The following is an 18,619-nucleotide window of genomic DNA, read 5'->3' on the forward strand; positions in this document are numbered from 1 at the left end:
AACTTATAAAATATAATTACGTATCTCAATTGGGGACAGGCACCCCCGCACTTATTTTTATTACAAATGATCTTGGTTTTATTGGAAAAAATAAGTGCGGGGAGAGCCAGTCCCCGGAGGTCAGTCATAAGTTTCGCTGTAGTGCTATTAACAATTAACAAATAACAGATAACAGATAACTGGCTTGCGGGCAAAGCCCGCGTTAAATACATAATCCGTAAGTCTTCCTTACTTAAACCATCCAACCAGGCATCATGATAGGAATAATCTTAGTCTCGCACAACGATTTCGGCGCCTGCCTGCTGCAGGCGGCACATACTATGGTCGGTGACAGCGGCAAGTGCTGCGCCATCGGGGTGGATGTGTCCAAGCCCATGCAGGATATCATAGACCAGCTCAAGCAGAAAGTTAAAGAAATGGATTCCGGCCATGGAGTAGTGGTCCTGACTGACATGTTCGGGGGAACCCCCACCAATATCAGCCTCTCCCTTCTCAATCATGGCCGTATAGAGGTGATCACCGGGATGAACCTGCCCATGCTTCTGAAGGCTCTGTCCTGCAGGGAGAAGGAACTGGGGGATTTAGCCCAGGAAATTAAGGCTGCAGGCAAACAGGGCATACTGGTAGCCGGTGACGTGCTCAAGAGGCAGGTGGCCAGTTCAGGGAAAAAGGCAGAATAATATGTTCTGGGTACGCATAGACAACCGCCTGGTTCACGGTCAGGTCATCGAGACCTGGCTGCCTTACGCCGGGACCAGGGCCCTTGTGGTGGTCAACGACGACCTGGCCGCAGATCCAGTGCGTCAGGAAATCATGGGCCTTGCTGTCCCCAGCCATATAGAGATAACATTTTCTTCCGTGCAGGACAGTGCGAGACTGTTGTATTCAGCATTCCAAGATATGCTGTCCTCGGTTTTCATCCTCTTTGACAACTGCCATGATGCCAGAAAGGCCTTTGACCAGGGGGTGAACTTCAGCCGGCTCAACATCGGCAACATCCACTATGGCCCGGGCAAGAAGCAGGTCTGTTCCCATATCGCCCTGAGCCAGGACGATACGTACTGTCTGGAATATTTTTCCAGGCACGGAGTCAGGCTGGACTTCAGATGCGTGCCCCACAAAAGCGTGCAGGTGGACCCATGGTAGCCCTAAACGAAATGAGCATACTTTCCACGCTCCTGCTGGGGGGTTTTTTTTTACCGTTTTTTCCACGTTTCGTTTTGCTTTTCACTTAGGAGTGTTAGACCGCCCCCTGGCAGCAGGCTTTTTCCTGGCACTGCTGACAGGCGAGGTCTTTCCCGTCCTTTTTATTGCCCTCTTTTTCGAACTGCTGTGGCTGGACCTGATTCCCGCCGGCACCTTCATACCTCCCAACTCAGTATTCTGCCTTACCTCTGCGGCCGTTCTCACCACTCACTTTCAGCTGCAGCACACCGGCCACATTTTTTTACTGATGCTGATGAGCATTCCAGGGGCCTACATCCTTTCCCGCATCGAAGCATGGTACAGGATCAGGCAGAATAAAATGTACAACCAGATCCTGCATCAGAGCAGGGACAGGTGGAAAACCTACAGCCCCGGAAAGATGGTCCTGCAGTCTCTGGCAGGGTCACTGGGTATTTTCATGGTTTCTTCCTGCCTGGGCATATATGTTCTGGCCCTGGCCCTTCCTCCGCTTATCAGCGTATTGGATTTCCAGCGGGAATTCGCATGGCCGGTACTGCTGATGATTGCCAGCATCAGCGCCCTGGCCGGGCTCAGGGTCAAAAAAGCTTATATTTCCTTTATTTTCGGCATAATTCTGGTCAGCGCAGCCCTGGCCTGGATGCAATGGCCTGCAATACTGTAGGCGTAAGCATTCAGGGGGTCCTCGGTGGTGATAACTGGCACCAGGCCTGGGGACTGTCCCCCGCTAAGAAATATCTGTGCATATTCACAAAACTTCGCGCCTGTAATTATTGTAATTGTGCTGAAAAGGTGTCGCGGGGACTGTCCCCAGGCCGTTTGCAGCACCCCCTGAATGGTTACCTGTAGGCGCTCAGCACCTTGACAGTCAAAAGTTCTTTCCGGATGCTGAACCTGCTGGTTTTCTTCAAGTCTCTTCTTCCGTACCCAGGGCCTGCTCCACAGATATGACAACTGCCCGCAGGTGCCGGTGCGAGCCTTTTTTCATCCTGAACCGCTGCAGACTTTCCATGAGACCCATTACTATATCATCCTTGACCAGGGCCTGGCAGACGGTAACGCTGCCCGGATAAACCTGGCTGCCGAAATGCTTGCCTTCCTGGTCCTTACCCTCCACCATGGGATATCTGACATAATCTTCTATGCCCGCATCATCCAGGATTCTTTCCACGTGATCCACGTATTCAAAACGAAAACTGATATGCACCAATTTCATGTTCAACCTTTTGCAGCCTTGGGGGTTTTTCCAAAAAGCCTGAGTATAAGGTTCTGCAGCTCATCGTACAGGGTATAAACCACCGGGATTATGATAAGAGTCAGGGCGGTGGAGGTAAACAGCCCTGCTGCCACTGAAACGCCCAGGGGGGTCCTGGCTTCTCCACCTGCTCCGTATCCCAGGGCGATGGGAGTTACCCCCAGGATGGTGGAAATCGCGGTCATGACCACCGGGCGAAAGCGCTCCCTGGCGGCTGCCTGGGCCGCCTGCACCGGGTTGTTTCCTCTGGCCACCAGGACATTGGTGTAATCCACCAGTAAAATTGCGTTCTTGGTCACCAGCCCCATAAGCATGATAAGGCCGATAAAGGCATAAACGCTGAAATTCAGGTTCAAAAGCCACAAAATACCGAAAGCGCCTGCTGTGGCCAGAGGCAGAGCGGTCATGATGCTCAGGGGATATATAAATGACTCGAACTGAGCCGATAGAACCAGATATATAAAAATGACTGCAAAGACCAGAGCCAGTGCCAGGTAGTAAAAGGATTCCTCAAAGACCTCGGACATGCCGGCCATGCGATAGTCGGTACCCGGAGGAAGTTCAGCCTGCAGATATCTTTCCAGAACATCCACGGCATCACCCATGGCCACTCCCGGTGGGTTGGAGGCTGTGACAGAAGCAGAGCGCACCCGATCGAAACGGTGAATCTCACTGGGGCCGATGCTCTCCTGAATATGCACCAGGTTGTCCAGAGAAACCAGCTCATCCCTCTGGTTGCGCAGATAGACATGACGCAGGGCATCGGGAGTGGTCCGGCCTCGGTCGATGATTTCCGTAATAACGTCGTACCTGCGGGCATCCCGGTCCACGTGAGAGATATCCACTTCTCCGAACAGGTGGCGCAGGGACTGGGAAATGGCTGTGGCCGAGACCCACATTTCCGCCGCCTTTTCCCTGTCAATGGTCACATCCAGCTGAGGACTGTCCAGCTCCAGGTTGGAGCGGACCCCGACAAAGTATTCCGGGCGGCTCTGCATCCAGTCCACCACTTGTTCCTGCACTCTGTCCAGTTCCTGCAGGTCAGGGTTCTGCAGGACCACTTCCACCGGGTCTCCACCCACTCCTCCAGGAGTAACATCCACGGCGAATGCCCTGCCGTCGGGAATTTGAGCCAGTCTTTGCCGGTATTGATGCATAATCTGGCTCTGATGCATATCCCGTTCATCCCTGGGCACAAGGGTGACAAAGGCTATGCCCTCGTTGGGATGACCCGGGCCTCCTCCACGGCCCAGTCCGATCCCCATGAAAACGTGGCTGACATTGGGATCCTCGGCCAGCATATTTTCAATTCTGGCTGCAAACCTGTCCGTCTCCGGCAGGGTGGCCCCCTGGGGGGTTTCAAAAACTATCATCATCCTGGAACGGTCTTCATCCGGGGCAAACTCCTTGGGTACATTCATATAGGCCATGATGCCCGCCCCAAAGGCTATAAGCCCTATAACCACCACCAGGGCCCGTCTCTTGAAGGCCCGGGCCAGGATCCAGGCATAGGCGGATTCCACGTGATTCAAATGCCTCTCGGACATCTTGAAAAACCAGCTCTTGCGCTCCTTATATTTCAAAAGCCTGGAACAGAGCATAGGGGTCAGGGTCAGAGCCACAAAAGTGGAGGAAAACACTGTTACAGCTACGGTGAGGCCGAACTCATAAAAAAAACGCCCGATTATCCCCCCGGTAAAGGCCACCGGGATAAACACCGCTCCCAGGGACAAAGAGTTGGCAATGGCTGGAAAGGCCATCTCTGTAGTTCCCACCCGGGCCGCTGGCAGGGGATCAGCCCCGTGCTCCATGTGCCTGAAGTTGCGCTCCAGAATGACAATGGCGTCGTCCACCACTATCCCTATAACCAGGATAAGGGCCAGCATGGTCAGCACGTTGATGCTGAAGCCCAGGACATTTATTACAGCCAGACCCATGAGAAGCGACGTGGGAATGGCCAGGGCCACAATGACCGTACCCCGCCCGCTTCGCAGGAAAAACAGGACCACGAAGATCACCATTGTGGCAGCTATTAGAATGGTGGTCTGCAGGTCCCGGATGTTTTCCTCGATATATTCCGAGGCATCCATGGCCTGCATGTAGGTAAGACCCGGAGGAAAGTTTTCGGCTGACCGGCGCATGCTCTCCCGGGCCGCATCAGCCATTTCCACGGTATTGGCCCCGGTCTGGCGCACCAGGCCCAGACCCACGGTGGGCTCGCCGTTGAAACGGGCCAGCCGCCTGTAGGATTCCACGCCGTCCATTGCCCGGCCCACGTCGGACAGGCGTACCGGAGCTCCGTCCCGGTGGGCGATTATCAGATCATTGAAGGGCTCGGCCTCGGAAAAGCGGGCCCTGGTGCGGATGGTGAATTCCCTGGTCATACCTTCGATGCGTCCTGATGGAATATCCACGTTTTCCATCTGCACCGTATCCACCACGTCCTGGATGGTCAGCCGGTACGCGGCCAGCAGCTCAGGATCCACCTTTACCCGGACTGCATAGTTCCTGGAGCCGCCTACAATGACGCGGCCCACCCCGCGCAGTGTCTCCAGTCTGGGCTTTAATACGTCTTCTGCATACTGGGACATGCTCATTTCGTCCCAGCGTTCGTCCCCCTGCAGGGCGAACCACATGATGGGGGCGGCGTCCATGTCCAGCTTGCGTACAACCGGGGCCTCGGCATCACCTGGCAGGTGCCGTCTGGCCCTCTCCACAGCATCACGCACGTCCTGGGCCGCAAGGTCCTGGTCCCTCCAGAGTTCAAACTGAGCAGTGACCGTGGCTGATTGCTGTTCCGCAGTGGAAATAAGCTCCTTGATCCCCTCGATGGTGCTCAACTCAGCCTCCAGGGGCTCCACCACCTCCTGTTCCAGGATTTCCGGGGCTGCTCCCGGGAGGACCACCAGCACGCTCACCACCGGAAACTCCACGTCTGGGTTCTCCTGCACCGGCATCTGGGTAAAACCGTACACACCAAAAATGCCCAGGACCAGGAAAAAAACAATGGTCAGTACCGGGCGTCGGATACACAGGTTCCAGATCACTTACACCCCTCCTGCGCTGCTTTCCGCAGGCTGAAAGCCTTCATCCGGCAGGGATTCATCCCACTGCTCCGCCCAGTCCCTGTCCATCTCCTCCACGATATTCACCCGCGATTGGTCTTCCAGCTGCATATGCCCTGCAGTGACCACCATATCACCGCCTGAAAGTCCGTCAGTGATCTGTGCCACCCCTGGACGGCGCATCCCTGTGCTCACCCGGGTTCCAATGGCTCTGCCGTTTTCCGGGTCAACTTTAAAGACCATGAACCCGTCCCTGGTGGCTACCAGGGCCTTTTCAGGGATCACCAGGGCGTCCTTTTTCTGTCCCAGGATCAGGGTTGCCTGGGCGAAAAAGCCGGGACGCAGAAGATTGCCTGGGTTTTCAATGTCTGCGCGCACCATGAAGTTGCGGGTGGATTCTTCTACGGATGGACTTATGTAATTCAGCGCACCCTCGAAACTCTGGTCCGGGTAAGCCGGTACAGCCACCCGCACCTTTTGTCCCAGCTGTGTTTGCCCGAAATATTTTTCAGGCAGATAAAACGATATCCTCAAGGGATCCACCTGGTAAAGCACTGTAAGGGTTTCTCCCTGAGAAACAAAAGAGCCTGGATCCACCAGGCGCTGGGAAACATACCCGTCAAAAGGTGCCCTGACGATGGTTTCCTTTATCTCTTCGCGCACGTGCTCCAGGTCCGCCCTCAACCTGCGTACAGTTGCAGTTGTAGACTCCATCTCGGTTTTTACCTGCTCGTAATCATCCTCTGAGATCATCTCCTGCTCCCGCAGCATGGAAAAACGCTCGTAATTACGACGCAGGTTCCTCAGTTTGGCCCGGGCTTCCTCCAGGGCTGCTTCCTGCGAAGAAAGGCGCCTCAAAAGCTTTTGCTGCTCCAGCTCAAAAAGAATTTTATCCTTGCTTACAAAGCCTCCATCCTGGAAATGTACAGCCTTTATCCTGCCGCTGGTTTCAGGTTTGATCTCCACCTTTTGAAGCGGCCTGAGGGTCCCCACTCCCCGGACCGTATCCAGCAGAGTGATTTCACTGGCCGGCGCCAGTTCCACGGCGGCCGGCGGCCTTTCCCGGGGTTCATCGTTTTCTTGCACAGGTTCGTGTTCCAGGTAAAAATATGCCGCCCCGGCCAGGATGAGGATCAAAAACGTCCAGGGGCTGAAAATCCGCCCCAGCACACTTCTTTTCCGTTTATTTTCCTGATCCTGAGGGCTGTTTTCACTTTCCATGCTGCTGGTTCTCCGATTGAATATATCTGTTTAGCGCTTTGGATGTGGCATGGGGACTGGCTCTCCCGGTATATATTTTTCTAATCTGTTTCTTGTTCAATAAAAAATAAGTGCCGGGATGCCTGTCCCCACAAACATGCAAGCAAGGATTTTTTCTTTTTCTTTTCTTTTTCCCAGGCTCCAGTCTGGGGACATCGCTTTTTTGTGGCTCCAGCCACATTTTTAAGAAGCGGCTGGTGCCGCAAGAACTAAGCGTTCCCAGGTTGGAGCCTGGGAACGCGAGGTAACCAGGAAAGAAGAACCAGGAACCAGGGGACGGCCGGTATCTGCCCCCTGAATGGTTACCAATTATCGAAGTTTCGCTGTTGTGTTTTTATACAGCCTCAATACGACACATCAGAGCCGAATGGGGCCAGCTTCCGATTTCCGGGCTGCAGAACTTTTCATCCATGGGACAGAGCATATTGGCATTGGATTCAAAGACCCCGAAAAGCTCCGGCCTGGCTTCCTGCCTTTCGGGAAACCACCAGCCGTGCTGTACGTCCACCATACGGGGATGCATAATAGTGGACGTCTGAAGCTTCACCCTGACCTCGCCCTGCGGTGATATCACTTTCACCCACCGGCCGTTTTCAAGTCCCAGCTCTTGGGCTGTATCGGGATGCACCAGCACCAGGGGATCCGGCATCACTTCCCTGGCCGACTCGATCTGGCGCTGCTCCGAGTGATACATGGGCATAAACCTGCTCCCGGTAATCAGTATCAAAGGAAAATCCTGCGCTACTTCAGGATCTCCCTCAGGGCTCCAAGCCGGCTCTTTGTACTTGGGCAGAGGATCGTTTCCCAGCTCTTCAAAAATTGATGAGAAAAGCTCCACCTTGCCCGAGGGCGTGCCGAAGCCGTGTTTTTCATATCTCTTGTACTCAGGCGTACCTCGAAACCCGTAATCTCTGGTCAGCTCTTCAAAGGTAAGCCCCACAGGTTCCAGACAGTAGTCAAAGACCTGTTCCAGGTTTTCCCAGGGCCAGTCCTTTTCCTGGCCGAGCCTCAAGCCCAGGCCGCGGTAAAACTGATAAGTATCCTTACGTTCATACATGGGCTCAATCCCCGGGGGACAACTCATGCAGAATCCGCCTGTAGTCCAGAGCTGGGGCTGCTCCACGGTGGTGGCCGAAGGAAAGACGTAGTCGGCCAGGGCCGCCGAAGGCGTCAGGTAGTATTCCATAACCACGTAGAGGTCCAGGGACTGCAGGGCCTCAAAGACCATTTTTGAATCCGGGAAGGACAGCATGGGGTTGCTGGCCACGGAAAGCATGGCCTTCACCGGGTAGGGCTTGCCCGTGGTGACCGCCTGAAACACGTCTCTGGCGTGAGCCGCGCAGGTCCTGTACATGGACGGGGGGGAAACCATGCCCTGGGGCAGCTTTTGATTGTTTTCCAGGTTGCGCTCCCAGCCTGGAAAGCCGAAAAAGGGATAAGTATCCGCACCCAGCTGTTTGGCCCTTTGCTCCCGGCTTATGGCCTCAGCTCTCACCAGGTCGAATTCACCGCGGACTTTTGCCGCCTCCGGGGTCTGGCTGAAGGTCTCTCCACCTTCTATTTCCAGGTTTCCGGTAATGGCCCGCAGGATGGCCCTGGCCCTGGCGCACTGGTTGGAATTGATGCCCTGCTTGTCCAGTCCGTATGCGTAAGGAATCTGGGCTGGTTTTGATCTGGCGTAAAGCCTGGCCGCAGCCTTTATCTTATCCGCCGGGACCCAGGTGATTTCGCTTACCTTTTCCGGGGTGTATTCCCGTACCGACTCCTTGAGCTCATCAAAGCCCACGGTCCAGTTGGAAACGAACTCCCGGTCATAAAGATCCTCTTCAATAATCAGTCTGATCCAGGCCAGCATCATGGCCAGGTCTGTGCCAGGCCTGATCTGAAGCCACATTTCTGCAAATTCCACTTCCTGGATGCGCCTGGGATCCACCACTATGAATTTGACCCCCCTGTCCCTGGCGTCTTTCAGGGCCGGCCAGGCCAGTACTGGAGAAGAATTGGCCGCCGCCCGCCCCCAGACCACGACACACTCCGCCTGGCGCGGGTTGCCCCTGGCCATACCCCCGTAGGTGGCGTACTCAGTGGCATAAGAGGGGCACATGCAGATATTGTTCACCCCGCAGACGTTTGGTGATCCGAAAAGGTTGAAAAACCGCCTGCAGTCCCAGTGATGGGTGCGGCTGGTTCCGTGAGTGAAGGCCAGGGTTTCCGGCCCGAACTCATCCCTCAAAGCGCCGAGTTTCCGGGCGACTTCGTCCAGGGCCTGCTCCCAGGAGATACGCTCCCATTTGCCTTCCCCTCTTGCTCCCTTTCTTTTCAGAGGATGGTTTATCCGGTCAGGATGATGGATATGCTCAGGCATGAGCAGACCGCGCTCGCAGATGAGCCCTCTGGTCACCGGGTGGTCCGGGTCACCGCTGACCTCGAAAACACGCCCGTTTTTCATGTGCAGCAGGGTGCCGCATCTGGGATGGCACAGACCGCAATAGCTTCTCCTGACCTCGTCGTGCTCTTCAGGCCCGGCATTGGGATCGTATGCATAGAGGGGCAGCCCTGAAACAGCCAGTGATGAGGTAACCAGGGCCGAATAATGCAGAAATCTGCGTCTGGTTATAGTCATTTTGCCTCCTGTAATTTTTTTTAGTTCTGACAAGACTGGTTGCCGGCAGTATCATAAGCGCTGAACAGATGCTGTCTCCCTGATCCCTGCCAGGGAAAAGCGGGTGATGTGCTTTGATATTATTTCTATATCCCGGGGATCAAAGCTGTCTGGCTTTATCCTGGGTATGATATTTCTGCCGGTAAATTGGTACAGGCACTGCCCCAGAACACTCATGGCGCAGAGAAAGGTCTGCTCTTCATTTTCCTGACCTGAGGGATCCCTGCTCAGAAGTTCGTCGATTATCTCCCTGAGATAGACATACATGGGCTGGATGGAGTTCTTGACCATCAGGTCCAGGGCATCCGAATGCTCGATAATCTCCCGGGCGATGAGCCTGCCGTGCCAGTCCGGAAGTTTTTCGCCCTGGATCCGGAGCAAAAAAGAGCGGATAAAGATCCGGAGCTTTTCTTCAGCGTTGGCTCCCTTTTCCAGGCCCAGGTCAGGAGGGTGCCTGCGTACCGAGCATGCATGGGCGTGCTCCAGAACTGCGGCAAAAAGCCCCTGTTTGTTCCGGAAGTGGTAATTCACAGCGCCAACATGGGCCCCGGCCTTGTGGCAGATTTTTCTGATGGTGGTGGCTTTGTAACCGTACTCGGCAAAGATCTGCCCGGCGGCTTCCATCAGCCTCTCCCTGACATCTGAACTGTTTTTCCGGGTATACTTCAAGCATCTATCTCCTGCAGTATCTGTTCAGCGCTTTGCATGTGGCACGGGGACTGGCTCTCCCCGCACTTATTTTTAAAATGCTGTCAATCATCCTTCAGAAAAACAAGTGCGGGGGTGCCTGTCCCCTGCTTTCCTTAAAAGCGCTAAACAGATACCTCCTGCATGTTATATGTATAGATTTTCGAACATTTGTTTTAAACTGTCAACCAAAATTGTAAACAATTATGCATCGAGTCGCACTCAGCTCCATTGTAACGTCACTATTCAGGGGGTCCTCGGTGGTTACTACTGGCACCAGGCATGGGGTCTGTCCCCGGTGGCCGAGGCGATAATTTACACAAAGAGTCGCTGTAGTGCTAATGGAATGCAACCGTCGGTAATAAAAATCTGATTGCCGGTCATGTATGCGGGTTCCTGATTGACCGCGGAAAAGTTGAGGCCCTCCACGGTGGAGGGCCTCATAAGCCTGGAGGGGGTTAGCATGAGGGGAAAGCCCGAGGAGCTTTGTTAGAAGCTGGGCTCTTCCCCGGGTTCTCCTTCTTCAGGGGGTAAATATTCATCGGGTGGCGGCTCGCCGTATTCTTCAGGGAGCATAGGCTCTTCCATGGGGTCTTCGTGTTCCGGTTCGCAACCCATAGAAAATCCAAGAACCAAAATCAGGGCCAGGGTCATGAGAAAACCTTTATACCACATATACATTACCTCCTTTGATTTTTCTTAATATTTTCCTTCCAGTCTGTTCATGAGCTCATTTCTGAGCTCATTATCACTACAGCGAAACTTATTAAATATATATTGTACTTCAAATGGGGACAGGCACTTTTGCCGGTTAATTAGCACTACAGCGAAACTTATAAAACTTTCCAACCGTCAAAATAAGGGACAGGCACCCCCAAACCTTTTTCTGAAGGATGATTGACAGGTTTTAAAAATAAGTGCGGGGAGAGCCAGTCCCCGGAGGTGAATAAATAAGTTTCGCTGTAGTGTTAGTAATAATTGCTCCAAAAATTTGGCGGCAAAAGAGCCAGTCCCCGGAGGTCAAACATAAGTTTTGCTGTAATGTTATCCATTCTCCAGTTAACAGAAAAACCAGATAAATGATCACACTTTCGTTTTTCATGACATGGTTTGAGGAGTCAGTCACGAAAGCGGGATGCGTCCGCAAAGTAAAAGAGATGCATCAGACTATGCAAACACAATGCCGACAGCGATGTCTGAAGTGAAAGACAGTGTATTCGTGCTGTTTGGTGTAGAGGGCTTATGTATTTTCCATGGTCTCTGCCTTGCAGCAAGTACACATGTGTCAAAATGGCCCGGCAGATCAGCCCCTGGCCTGATGTCATGTTTGCAGATTTATTACCGGTCTTTGATTCTTCTGTTAATAACCAGACGGTATCTGTTCAGCGCTTTTGATGAAACCAGAAAACTTTTTATACCAGATGTGCCTGCAAAAACTCTGGATATTAATCATTCAGAGTCTCTGCGCTGTGTATTTCACAGGGTTTAACCCGGGAACACTGACTTTTGGCATCTGCCTAAGCGTCCTGCCACGCGCTTCGTGTGATTCGCCTGGTTCGCGTTATAAAATGAGTTTTTGCAGGCGCATCAATTGTCGGCGGGTCTGTTAAAATTCGAATTCTTCTTCTGGCTCGTCAAAATCGTCCTGCTCAGGCGGCTCATATCTTTCAGGCGGCTGGTACTCATCGGGAGCACCCGGCTGTCCCGGCTCGCCCGGCGCACCTGGCTGTCCCGGAGCACCCGGAGCACCTGGAGCACCTGGCTGTTCACCCGGAGCACCTGGCTCACCCGGAGCGCCCGGCTGCTCTGTGCCGGGGACTTCAGGCTCGTACGGCTGGTCCCCTTCCATGGCTTGGGCACTGAGCCCGAATCCCGTAATCAGGATAAATGATAAGACGATACTGGATAATTGCTTGCTGATTTTTCCTGACATCTTAAATAAACCTCCTTATCACTACAGCGATACTTTGTGTAAATTTTCGCCTCTTACCGGGGACACTTACCGGGGACAGGCACTTTTGCCGACCTCAAACCGTAAAACTGCCGGACTATCCGGCGGCAAAAGAGCCAGTCCCCTTCCAGTTTTTTCCTGACATCTTAAATAAACCTCCTTATGTAGATTTCATTATCAGCGGGTTGCTGTTTTCAATTATTTTAGCAACTGCCATGCCATCTGGACAGTCAAGTGTTATTTAATAATCATTTAACTTCATCAACCTTTTTGATTCTTACGGTCCTTCAGTCCAAACCGGGTATATATCCAAATTAATTATTTTTATTTATTTCAACCAGGAACCAGGAACTTTGAACTCTCAAGATGCCATGAAAGGTGAAAAATGAGGCACAACCCGGTGGACAGGGATTGTCTCGATTCTATGGGAACATATTCAGACCAGGGAAAAGACCAGGGTGTGCAAATATGGCCTGACGCTGCAGCCGGCTTCGGCAGACAAGGTTGAAAATCCGGACAGGATGTATTACAGGCGGACTCGAAGATCTAGCAGATGCAAGCCTTGGCGGACCGTAACCGTTCACCGGGCGTCAGTCGTGATCCTATCCAGGCCGGCATCTTAATCCAACTGAATGTTTACGATGGACCACAATATTTAGCACTACAGCGAAACTTATAAAACTTTTCAACCTGTCGAAATTGGGGACAGGCACCCCCAAACCTTTTTCTGAAGGATGATTGACAGGTTTTAAAAATAAGTGCGGGGAGAGCCAGTCCCCGGAGGTTAATAAATAAGTTTCGCTGTAGTGTTAGTGAAACAGGAGTAATCCTATCATGATGATTCTAAATTCTATTTTCAGGCTTATGCTTTCAGTGCTGGCAACGTTGATTTTATTCCTGCCGGCATCAGCCGGAGACAACAAAAAGCTGCCATATCTGGACCAGCTCCCGCCCCTGATAGACAGGGAGTTGTTTTTTGACGACCCCGAGATGGATATGGCCAGGATTTCTCCAGACGGTGAACATATCGCCTTCAGACAGGAGTATGAGGGAACCATGAATATCTGGATCAGGGGTATTGAAGAAGCTTTTGAAGATGCCCGGCCCTTGACGGATGATGCCCGGCCCATAAGAGGCTTTTTCTGGAGCCGGGACAGCAGCCGCATTCTGTATGTGCAGGACATGGACGGGGACGAAAACTTTAATCTTTATGCAGTGGATCCCAGAGAAAAACCGAAAGATGATGCAGATGTGCCTCAGGCCAGGGCCCTGACTGATTATAAGGGGGTGCAGACCAGAATTGTGGCCAGGCCTAAAGAGGAGCTGGAATATGTCATCGCAGCCATAAACAGCCGAGATCCGGCCCTGCATGACCTGTACAGAATTCATGTGCCATCCGGAGAAAAAGAAATGATCTTCAAGAATACTCATAATATTACCAGCTGGACCCTTGACGATTCCGGTCAACTCAGATTCGCATCCAGGGAAACTCCTGACGGAGGAACAGAGATCCTGAAGCTTGAACAGGGGGAACTGAAGCAGGTCTACCGGGTGGACTTCGGGGAGAGCGCCAGGATAGTGCACCTGCCCCGGGATAACGATCGGGTTTATCTGGTAACCAACAAGGGTGATGCAGATTTGACCAGGCTGGTCCTTTTTGATCCCGCCAGCGGTGAAAAGGAGCTGGTTGAAAAAGATCCTGAAGGGGAGGTTGACTTTGGAGGGGCTATATTTTCCCGGGTCACGGACGAGCTCATGGCCACATATTATGCGGGAGATAAAGAACGGGTTTACTTTCACGACAATGAATTCCAGAAGGATTACGAAAGGATAAGGGCCGTGCTCCCCGAAGGCGAGATAAACTTCCGCTCCAGGACCCAGGATGAAGACATGTGGATCATCAGTGTCAGCCGGGATATTGATCCTGGTTCGGTGTATCTTTATGACCGGGACTCTGGAGAGGTCGAGCTGCTCTATCGTTCCCGGCCGGACCTGCCCATTCAATACCTGGCCAGCATGGAGCCAATAAGATACGAGGCCCGGGATGGCATGGAAATACCCGCCTACCTGACTCTGCCCAGGGGTGTTGAACCCAAAAACCTGGCATTGGTGGTCCTGCCACATGGAGGCCCATGGATCAGGGATACATGGGGATATGATGCCAGGGTCCAGTTTCTGGCCAACCGGGGATATGCCGTGTTGCAGCCCAATTTCAGGGGATCTTCTGGTTATGGAAAAAAGTTTCTCAATGCCGGCAACCAGGAATGGGGCACAGGGTATATGCAGCACGACATCACCGATGGAGTCAAGCATCTTATTGACAAAGGTCTGGCCGACCCGGAGCGCATTGGTATTTACGGGGCCTCATACGGAGGATTTGCAGCCCTGGCCGGCCTGGCATTTACGCCTGAACTCTACTCCGCAGGTGTCTCCAAGGTGGGACCGTCAAATATAATCAGCCTGATAGAATCAGTGCCGGAATACTGGAAGCCCGTGCTGAAGTCATTCAAGCTCAGGGTTGGCGATCCTGACGATCCAGAGGACAGAAATCGTCTGAAAGAGCAGTCCCCTCTGTTTTCTGCAGATGAGATCAAGGCGCCCCTGCTGGTGGCCCAGGGTGCCAATGATCCCAGGGTGCCCAAGCAGGAGTCGGATCAGATTGTTGCGGCACTCCGGGACAGGGAGCAGGTGGTACAATATCTTGTTGCTCCGGATGAGGGCCACGGTTTTGCCAGGCGGGAAAACAGGCTGGCATTTTTTGTTGAGCTGGAAAGGTTTCTGGCCAGTTTCCTCGGGGGACGCGGCCAGACAGATGTTTCAACCCAAGTGGCCCGGAGGCTGGCTGATATTATTTATGACCAGGACAGGCTGGATTGATCCGGGTGGAAAGACCGGGAAAGTGGTAATAAAAAAGGGGAGCCGGGCTCCCCTTTTTTATTGCTTCAGTTGTAACCATTCACTTTAGTCCTTGTGGCAATCGAAGCAGGCTACCGGGCCTTCGCCCATATCTCTGTGACAGCCCATGCACTGGTCATGGTAGGCCTTTTCAAAGTAGCGGATATCGTCTTCATCTTCAGGTTCTTCCGCCACGGCCATGTCATGGCAGCCGGCTTCCATACAGCCGATGATCTTGTCGTCTTCAGTCAAAGGCTGTCCGGTATCATCGTGGTGGCATTCTCCGCACTCAAAGTCGCCGTGGACTGTGTGTGAAAAAGGAACCGGGCCATAGTCCATTTCTCCATACTCTTCAGGCGCGTAGAGCATCCATTCGTCAGCGTACTCACTATGGGCGTACTCCATGTCCTGGTCTTTCTGCTCGTGCTGAGAAGTCAACCCGGCATAAATGCCAGGTATAAAAAGAAACCCCAGAAAGAAGGCGCACACTGTAAAAATTGCAACGGATTTCTTCATAACCAAACCTCCTTGTGTTTTGGGAATTGTGTTTTGAAGCACAACCCACATTTCTTCGTAATGTATCCTGAATCCGGAAACTGCAAAGACATAAGTTGAAAACAGTATCTGTTTAGCGCTTTTAAGGAAAGCAAATGGCTAACTGTTACAAAACAATAAACTTCACGGATTAAGGTGCACCTGCAAGTATCTGTTGAGCGCTTTTTAGGAAAGCAGGGGACTGGCAACTCCGGGACCCACTTGAACATCATTTTGTGATCAAAGCGACTCATTTTTTGGGACAAGTGGGTCCCGGAAGAGCCAGTCCCCGTGCGATATGCAAAGCGCAAAAAGATACACCTGCAAAAAGTCAGTGAAGCAATATGGATTGCAAGCACAGTTTAAAAAAATATTATTTTGCAATAAATATACCATGCATGGTTAGATGGTTTCTGTTTAGCGCTTTTTAGGAAAGCAGGGGACAGGCACCTCCGGGACCCACTTGAGCATCATTTTGTGCTCAAAATGACTCGATTTCTGGGACAAGTGGGTCCCGGAAGAGCCAGTCCCCATGCCACATGCAAAGCGCTAAACAGATACATTAGATGGTATCTGTTCAGCGCTTACCTTAAAAGCGCTCAACTGAGACGTTCAATGAAGGATATGCCCGTATTGTGCGGGTCTTATGCTTTTTATTTTTGAGCTGGTAAAGCTGTTGCTGGTGGGGTGCGGTGAAGATGATACAGATGCTGTTCTGCGTGTTAAGCGTGCTGCCTGCTTTATGATGTATTAAAGAGGTAAGTCTAGACTGTGTCAAAATTGCACATGTATCGTCTTGCCTTTATTGACGCGACTGCAAAAAAGCCCATTTTACAGTCACAAGAGTCAGGAATCAGGTGACAGGAATCAGTAAAAACAAAGAGTTATAAGATTTGGTTGTTTGCGAATTCTTCATTTCCGTAACAGTTCAGCCCGTTTTTAGGCAAGCAGGAGACAGGCAACCCCAGGACCTACTTGAGCATCATTTTGTGCTCAAAGCGACTCATATTCTGGTACAAGTAGGTCCCGGAAGAGCCAGTCCCCTTCCATCTTAAATTAAGTGTCGCTGGTGAGTGTTATTTGCACCATAAGCATCTCCTTATCGTTGTTATTTTTAAGTGAATAAATTTAATCAATCAATAGTGTACAAATTTATTCATTGACAAACATCAAATTCATCCATATACATAACCCATGGATCCCAGATTTCTGCCGCATAACACTCATCTGGATTTTCCGGAACAATTCAGCCAGCTGGACCCCCACCTGCGCCTTCTTGGCAAACAGCCCCTTGTTCATAAATCCTATCTTCTTGATATCCTGCCCCGCAATAAGCCGGGTATTTTCACCTTGACCGGCGGCCGGCAGATAGGGAAAACCACCCTGATGAAACAGTGGATGGCAGCGCAGCTTATGCATGGTACGCCCCCAGATAACATCCGTTTTATTACAGGTGGGCTTATACAGGACCATCACGCCCTGGTCAGGCTTTTAAGTGATATGCTGTTAGCCATGCCTGAAGCCGAACACAAATATCTGATTGTGGATGAAGTGACTTATATCCGAGAATGGGACAAAGCAGTCAAATACCTGACCGATGCCGGATTATTGGAAAAGGCTGGGCTTATTTTAACCGGATCGGATATGACCCTTATCAAAGAGGCTCGGATGCGTTTCCCAGGCAGGCGAGGGACAGAGAGCAGGGTTGATTTTCATCTTTATCCCCTGAACTTTTTAGAAGCGGTCCAGCTGAAAAAAAAATTCAGTTCAGCTGATATCGATACCCTGCTCAATGGTCCGGAAGATCCTTCTCTTGATCTTATGGACGGACTTTTCCATGAATTTGAATGGTATCTCATCCATGGAGGCTTTTTAACAGCCATAAATGATCTGGAGGAACATGGCTTTATTTTGCCGGCCACTTATTACACTTACACTGACTGGATCAGGGGTGATTTTTTGAAACGCGGCCGCCGGGAAAAATCATTGCAGGAAATTCTAAGGGCTATTATCAAATCTTATGGCAGTCAGGTAACCTGGAATTCCTTAACCCAGGAAATGAGCATTGATCACCCAAAAACCGTGGCAGACCATGTGGGTCTGCTTGAATCTATGGATGTGGTCTTTGTGCTGCACGCTCTTATTGAAGACAAGCTTTCAGCTGCACCTAAAAAAGCCCGCAAGGTGTTTTTTTGCGATCCCTTTATTTTTCATTGCGCCATGTCCTGGCTTTGGCCCTGTTCCGATCCGTACCAGGATCAAACCCTGCCGCTGCTTGCTGATTCAGGCAAAGCCAGCCTGCTGGTGGAGGCTTGCTCCGCATCTTTATTCGGCCGAAACCACCCTGTTTACTATATCAAAGCCAAAGGCGAGGTCGATATAGCCTATGTTCATCAAGAAAGATTCTGGCCGGTGGAAGTCAAATGGACCTCGCAGCTGCGCCCTGGAGAGCTCAAGCAGATTGTCAAGTATCCCAACGGACTTATTCTCAATAAGTCCAGGCAAAAGGGATCGATACAGAACGTACCAACCCGGCCTCTGCCCCTGGAACTTTTACGACTTGGGGCACATAGCCAGAATAACCGGTAAAAATTTCATGAGCGATAATATGCTGGATCAAGCACTGGAAAAGATTTTTGGGTTTACCCAGTTTACGCCCGGGACAAGCTTCACCGGTGTGACGGTAAAGAGTAACAACTTGCTTTAGCCGTTACCCATAATCCCGGATCAGGGTCCGGGACAGGCTTTGATCCGGGGGCTTTTTTTACTGTTACTTATAATCTGGACAGTCAAAAGTTTTTTGTAACCATTTATTTTAATTCGCTTTTTTGGCAACTCAACATGTCTTTCTGGCCGAACCAGTTATCTATCCAAATTTATTGACTTTATTTCTTTAAACCAGGAACCTTGAACTCTCAAGTTATAAGTACAACAACCTGTTTACTATTTGCATTGTCAGTCAGCTCAACGGCTATCTTCATGCAGTCTTCGAGCTGAGTATTGCTGTCTCCTGAACCTGAAATTCGATTGATGTATCTGTTTAGCGCTTTTAAGGAAAGCATGGGACAGGCAACTCCGGGACCCACTTGAGCATTTATTTGTGCTCAAAATGACTCATTTTCTGG

At 51.5% G+C, this 18,619-nt stretch carries 13 protein-coding genes; 5 read left to right on the forward strand and 8 right to left on the reverse strand.

Translation table 11 applies throughout. The features are described from left to right. Positions 1 to 254: 254 nt before the first annotated feature. From QZP87_RS02655 to QZP87_RS02665, 3 genes are all read left to right on the forward strand, one after another. A complete protein-coding gene (locus QZP87_RS02655; protein ID WP_291321370.1) occupies positions 255 to 680 on the forward strand; it encodes a PTS sugar transporter subunit IIA in 426 nt (141 codons plus the stop codon). A 1-nt stretch (position 681) separates the two neighbouring features. Beyond that, entirely contained in the window at positions 682 to 1,146 is a 465-nt protein-coding gene (locus QZP87_RS02660) for a PTS sugar transporter subunit IIB (protein WP_291321371.1), read from the forward strand. A 91-nt stretch (positions 1,147 to 1,237) separates the two neighbouring features. Further along, the gene (locus QZP87_RS02665; RefSeq protein ID WP_291321372.1) at positions 1,238 to 1,849 is read left to right on the forward strand and encodes a hypothetical protein; all 612 of its coding nucleotides are present in this window, start codon (positions 1,238 to 1,240) and stop codon (positions 1,847 to 1,849) included. Positions 1,850 to 2,092: 243 nt separating this feature from the next. Here the strand turns inward: QZP87_RS02665 and QZP87_RS02670 are convergent, their stop codons facing one another. The 7 genes from QZP87_RS02670 to QZP87_RS02700 form a co-directional block, all read right to left on the reverse strand. Next, the gene (locus QZP87_RS02670) at positions 2,093 to 2,401 is read right to left on the reverse strand and encodes a PG0541 family transporter-associated protein (RefSeq protein ID WP_291321373.1); all 309 of its coding nucleotides are present in this window, start codon (positions 2,399 to 2,401) and stop codon (positions 2,093 to 2,095) included. A gap of 2 nt (positions 2,402 to 2,403) precedes the next feature. Next, positions 2,404 to 5,487 carry an efflux RND transporter permease subunit gene (locus tag QZP87_RS02675; protein WP_291321374.1) on the reverse strand — a complete coding sequence of 1,028 codons (3,084 nt, stop codon included), beginning with the start codon at positions 5,485 to 5,487 and terminating at the stop codon, positions 2,404 to 2,406. Beyond that, a complete protein-coding gene (locus QZP87_RS02680; protein WP_291321375.1) occupies positions 5,488 to 6,726 on the reverse strand; it encodes an efflux RND transporter periplasmic adaptor subunit in 1,239 nt (412 codons plus the stop codon). 373 nt (positions 6,727 to 7,099) lie between these two features. Next, positions 7,100 to 9,388 carry a molybdopterin-dependent oxidoreductase gene (locus tag QZP87_RS02685; RefSeq protein ID WP_291321376.1) on the reverse strand — a complete coding sequence of 763 codons (2,289 nt, stop codon included), beginning with the start codon at positions 9,386 to 9,388 and terminating at the stop codon, positions 7,100 to 7,102. A 51-nt stretch (positions 9,389 to 9,439) separates the two neighbouring features. Continuing rightward, a complete protein-coding gene (locus tag QZP87_RS02690; protein ID WP_291321377.1) occupies positions 9,440 to 10,096 on the reverse strand; it encodes a CerR family C-terminal domain-containing protein in 657 nt (218 codons plus the stop codon). A 507-nt stretch (positions 10,097 to 10,603) separates the two neighbouring features. Beyond that, on the reverse strand, positions 10,604 to 10,789 hold the full coding sequence (locus QZP87_RS02695) for a hypothetical protein (protein ID WP_291321378.1): 186 nt from the start codon (positions 10,787 to 10,789) through the stop codon (positions 10,604 to 10,606). 931 nt (positions 10,790 to 11,720) lie between these two features. Continuing rightward, positions 11,721 to 12,047, reverse strand: a complete 327-nt coding sequence (locus QZP87_RS02700) for a hypothetical protein (protein WP_291321379.1) — start codon at positions 12,045 to 12,047, stop codon at positions 11,721 to 11,723. Between the two features lie 852 nt (positions 12,048 to 12,899). On the opposite strand from QZP87_RS02700, the gene QZP87_RS02705 reads away from it, so the two are divergent. After that, positions 12,900 to 14,942, forward strand: coding sequence for a S9 family peptidase (locus QZP87_RS02705; RefSeq protein WP_291321380.1), 2,043 nt, complete (start codon positions 12,900 to 12,902; stop codon positions 14,940 to 14,942). An 84-nt stretch (positions 14,943 to 15,026) separates the two neighbouring features. On the opposite strand, the gene QZP87_RS02710 is transcribed toward QZP87_RS02705, so the two are convergent. Next, the gene (locus QZP87_RS02710) at positions 15,027 to 15,476 is read right to left on the reverse strand and encodes a cytochrome c3 family protein (RefSeq protein WP_291321381.1); all 450 of its coding nucleotides are present in this window, start codon (positions 15,474 to 15,476) and stop codon (positions 15,027 to 15,029) included. Positions 15,477 to 16,688: 1,212 nt separating this feature from the next. Here QZP87_RS02710 and QZP87_RS02715 point away from each other — a divergent pair. Beyond that, positions 16,689 to 18,083: an AAA family ATPase gene (locus QZP87_RS02715; protein ID WP_291321382.1), complete on the forward strand. Its 1,395-nt coding sequence runs from the start codon at positions 16,689 to 16,691 to the stop codon at positions 18,081 to 18,083. The last annotated feature ends 536 nt before the right edge of the window (positions 18,084 to 18,619 follow it).

The sequence above is a fragment of the Desulfonatronospira sp. genome (assembly GCA_003563255.1).
In the GTDB taxonomy this organism is placed as follows: Bacteria; Desulfobacterota; Desulfovibrionia; order Desulfovibrionales; family Desulfonatronovibrionaceae; genus Desulfonatronospira.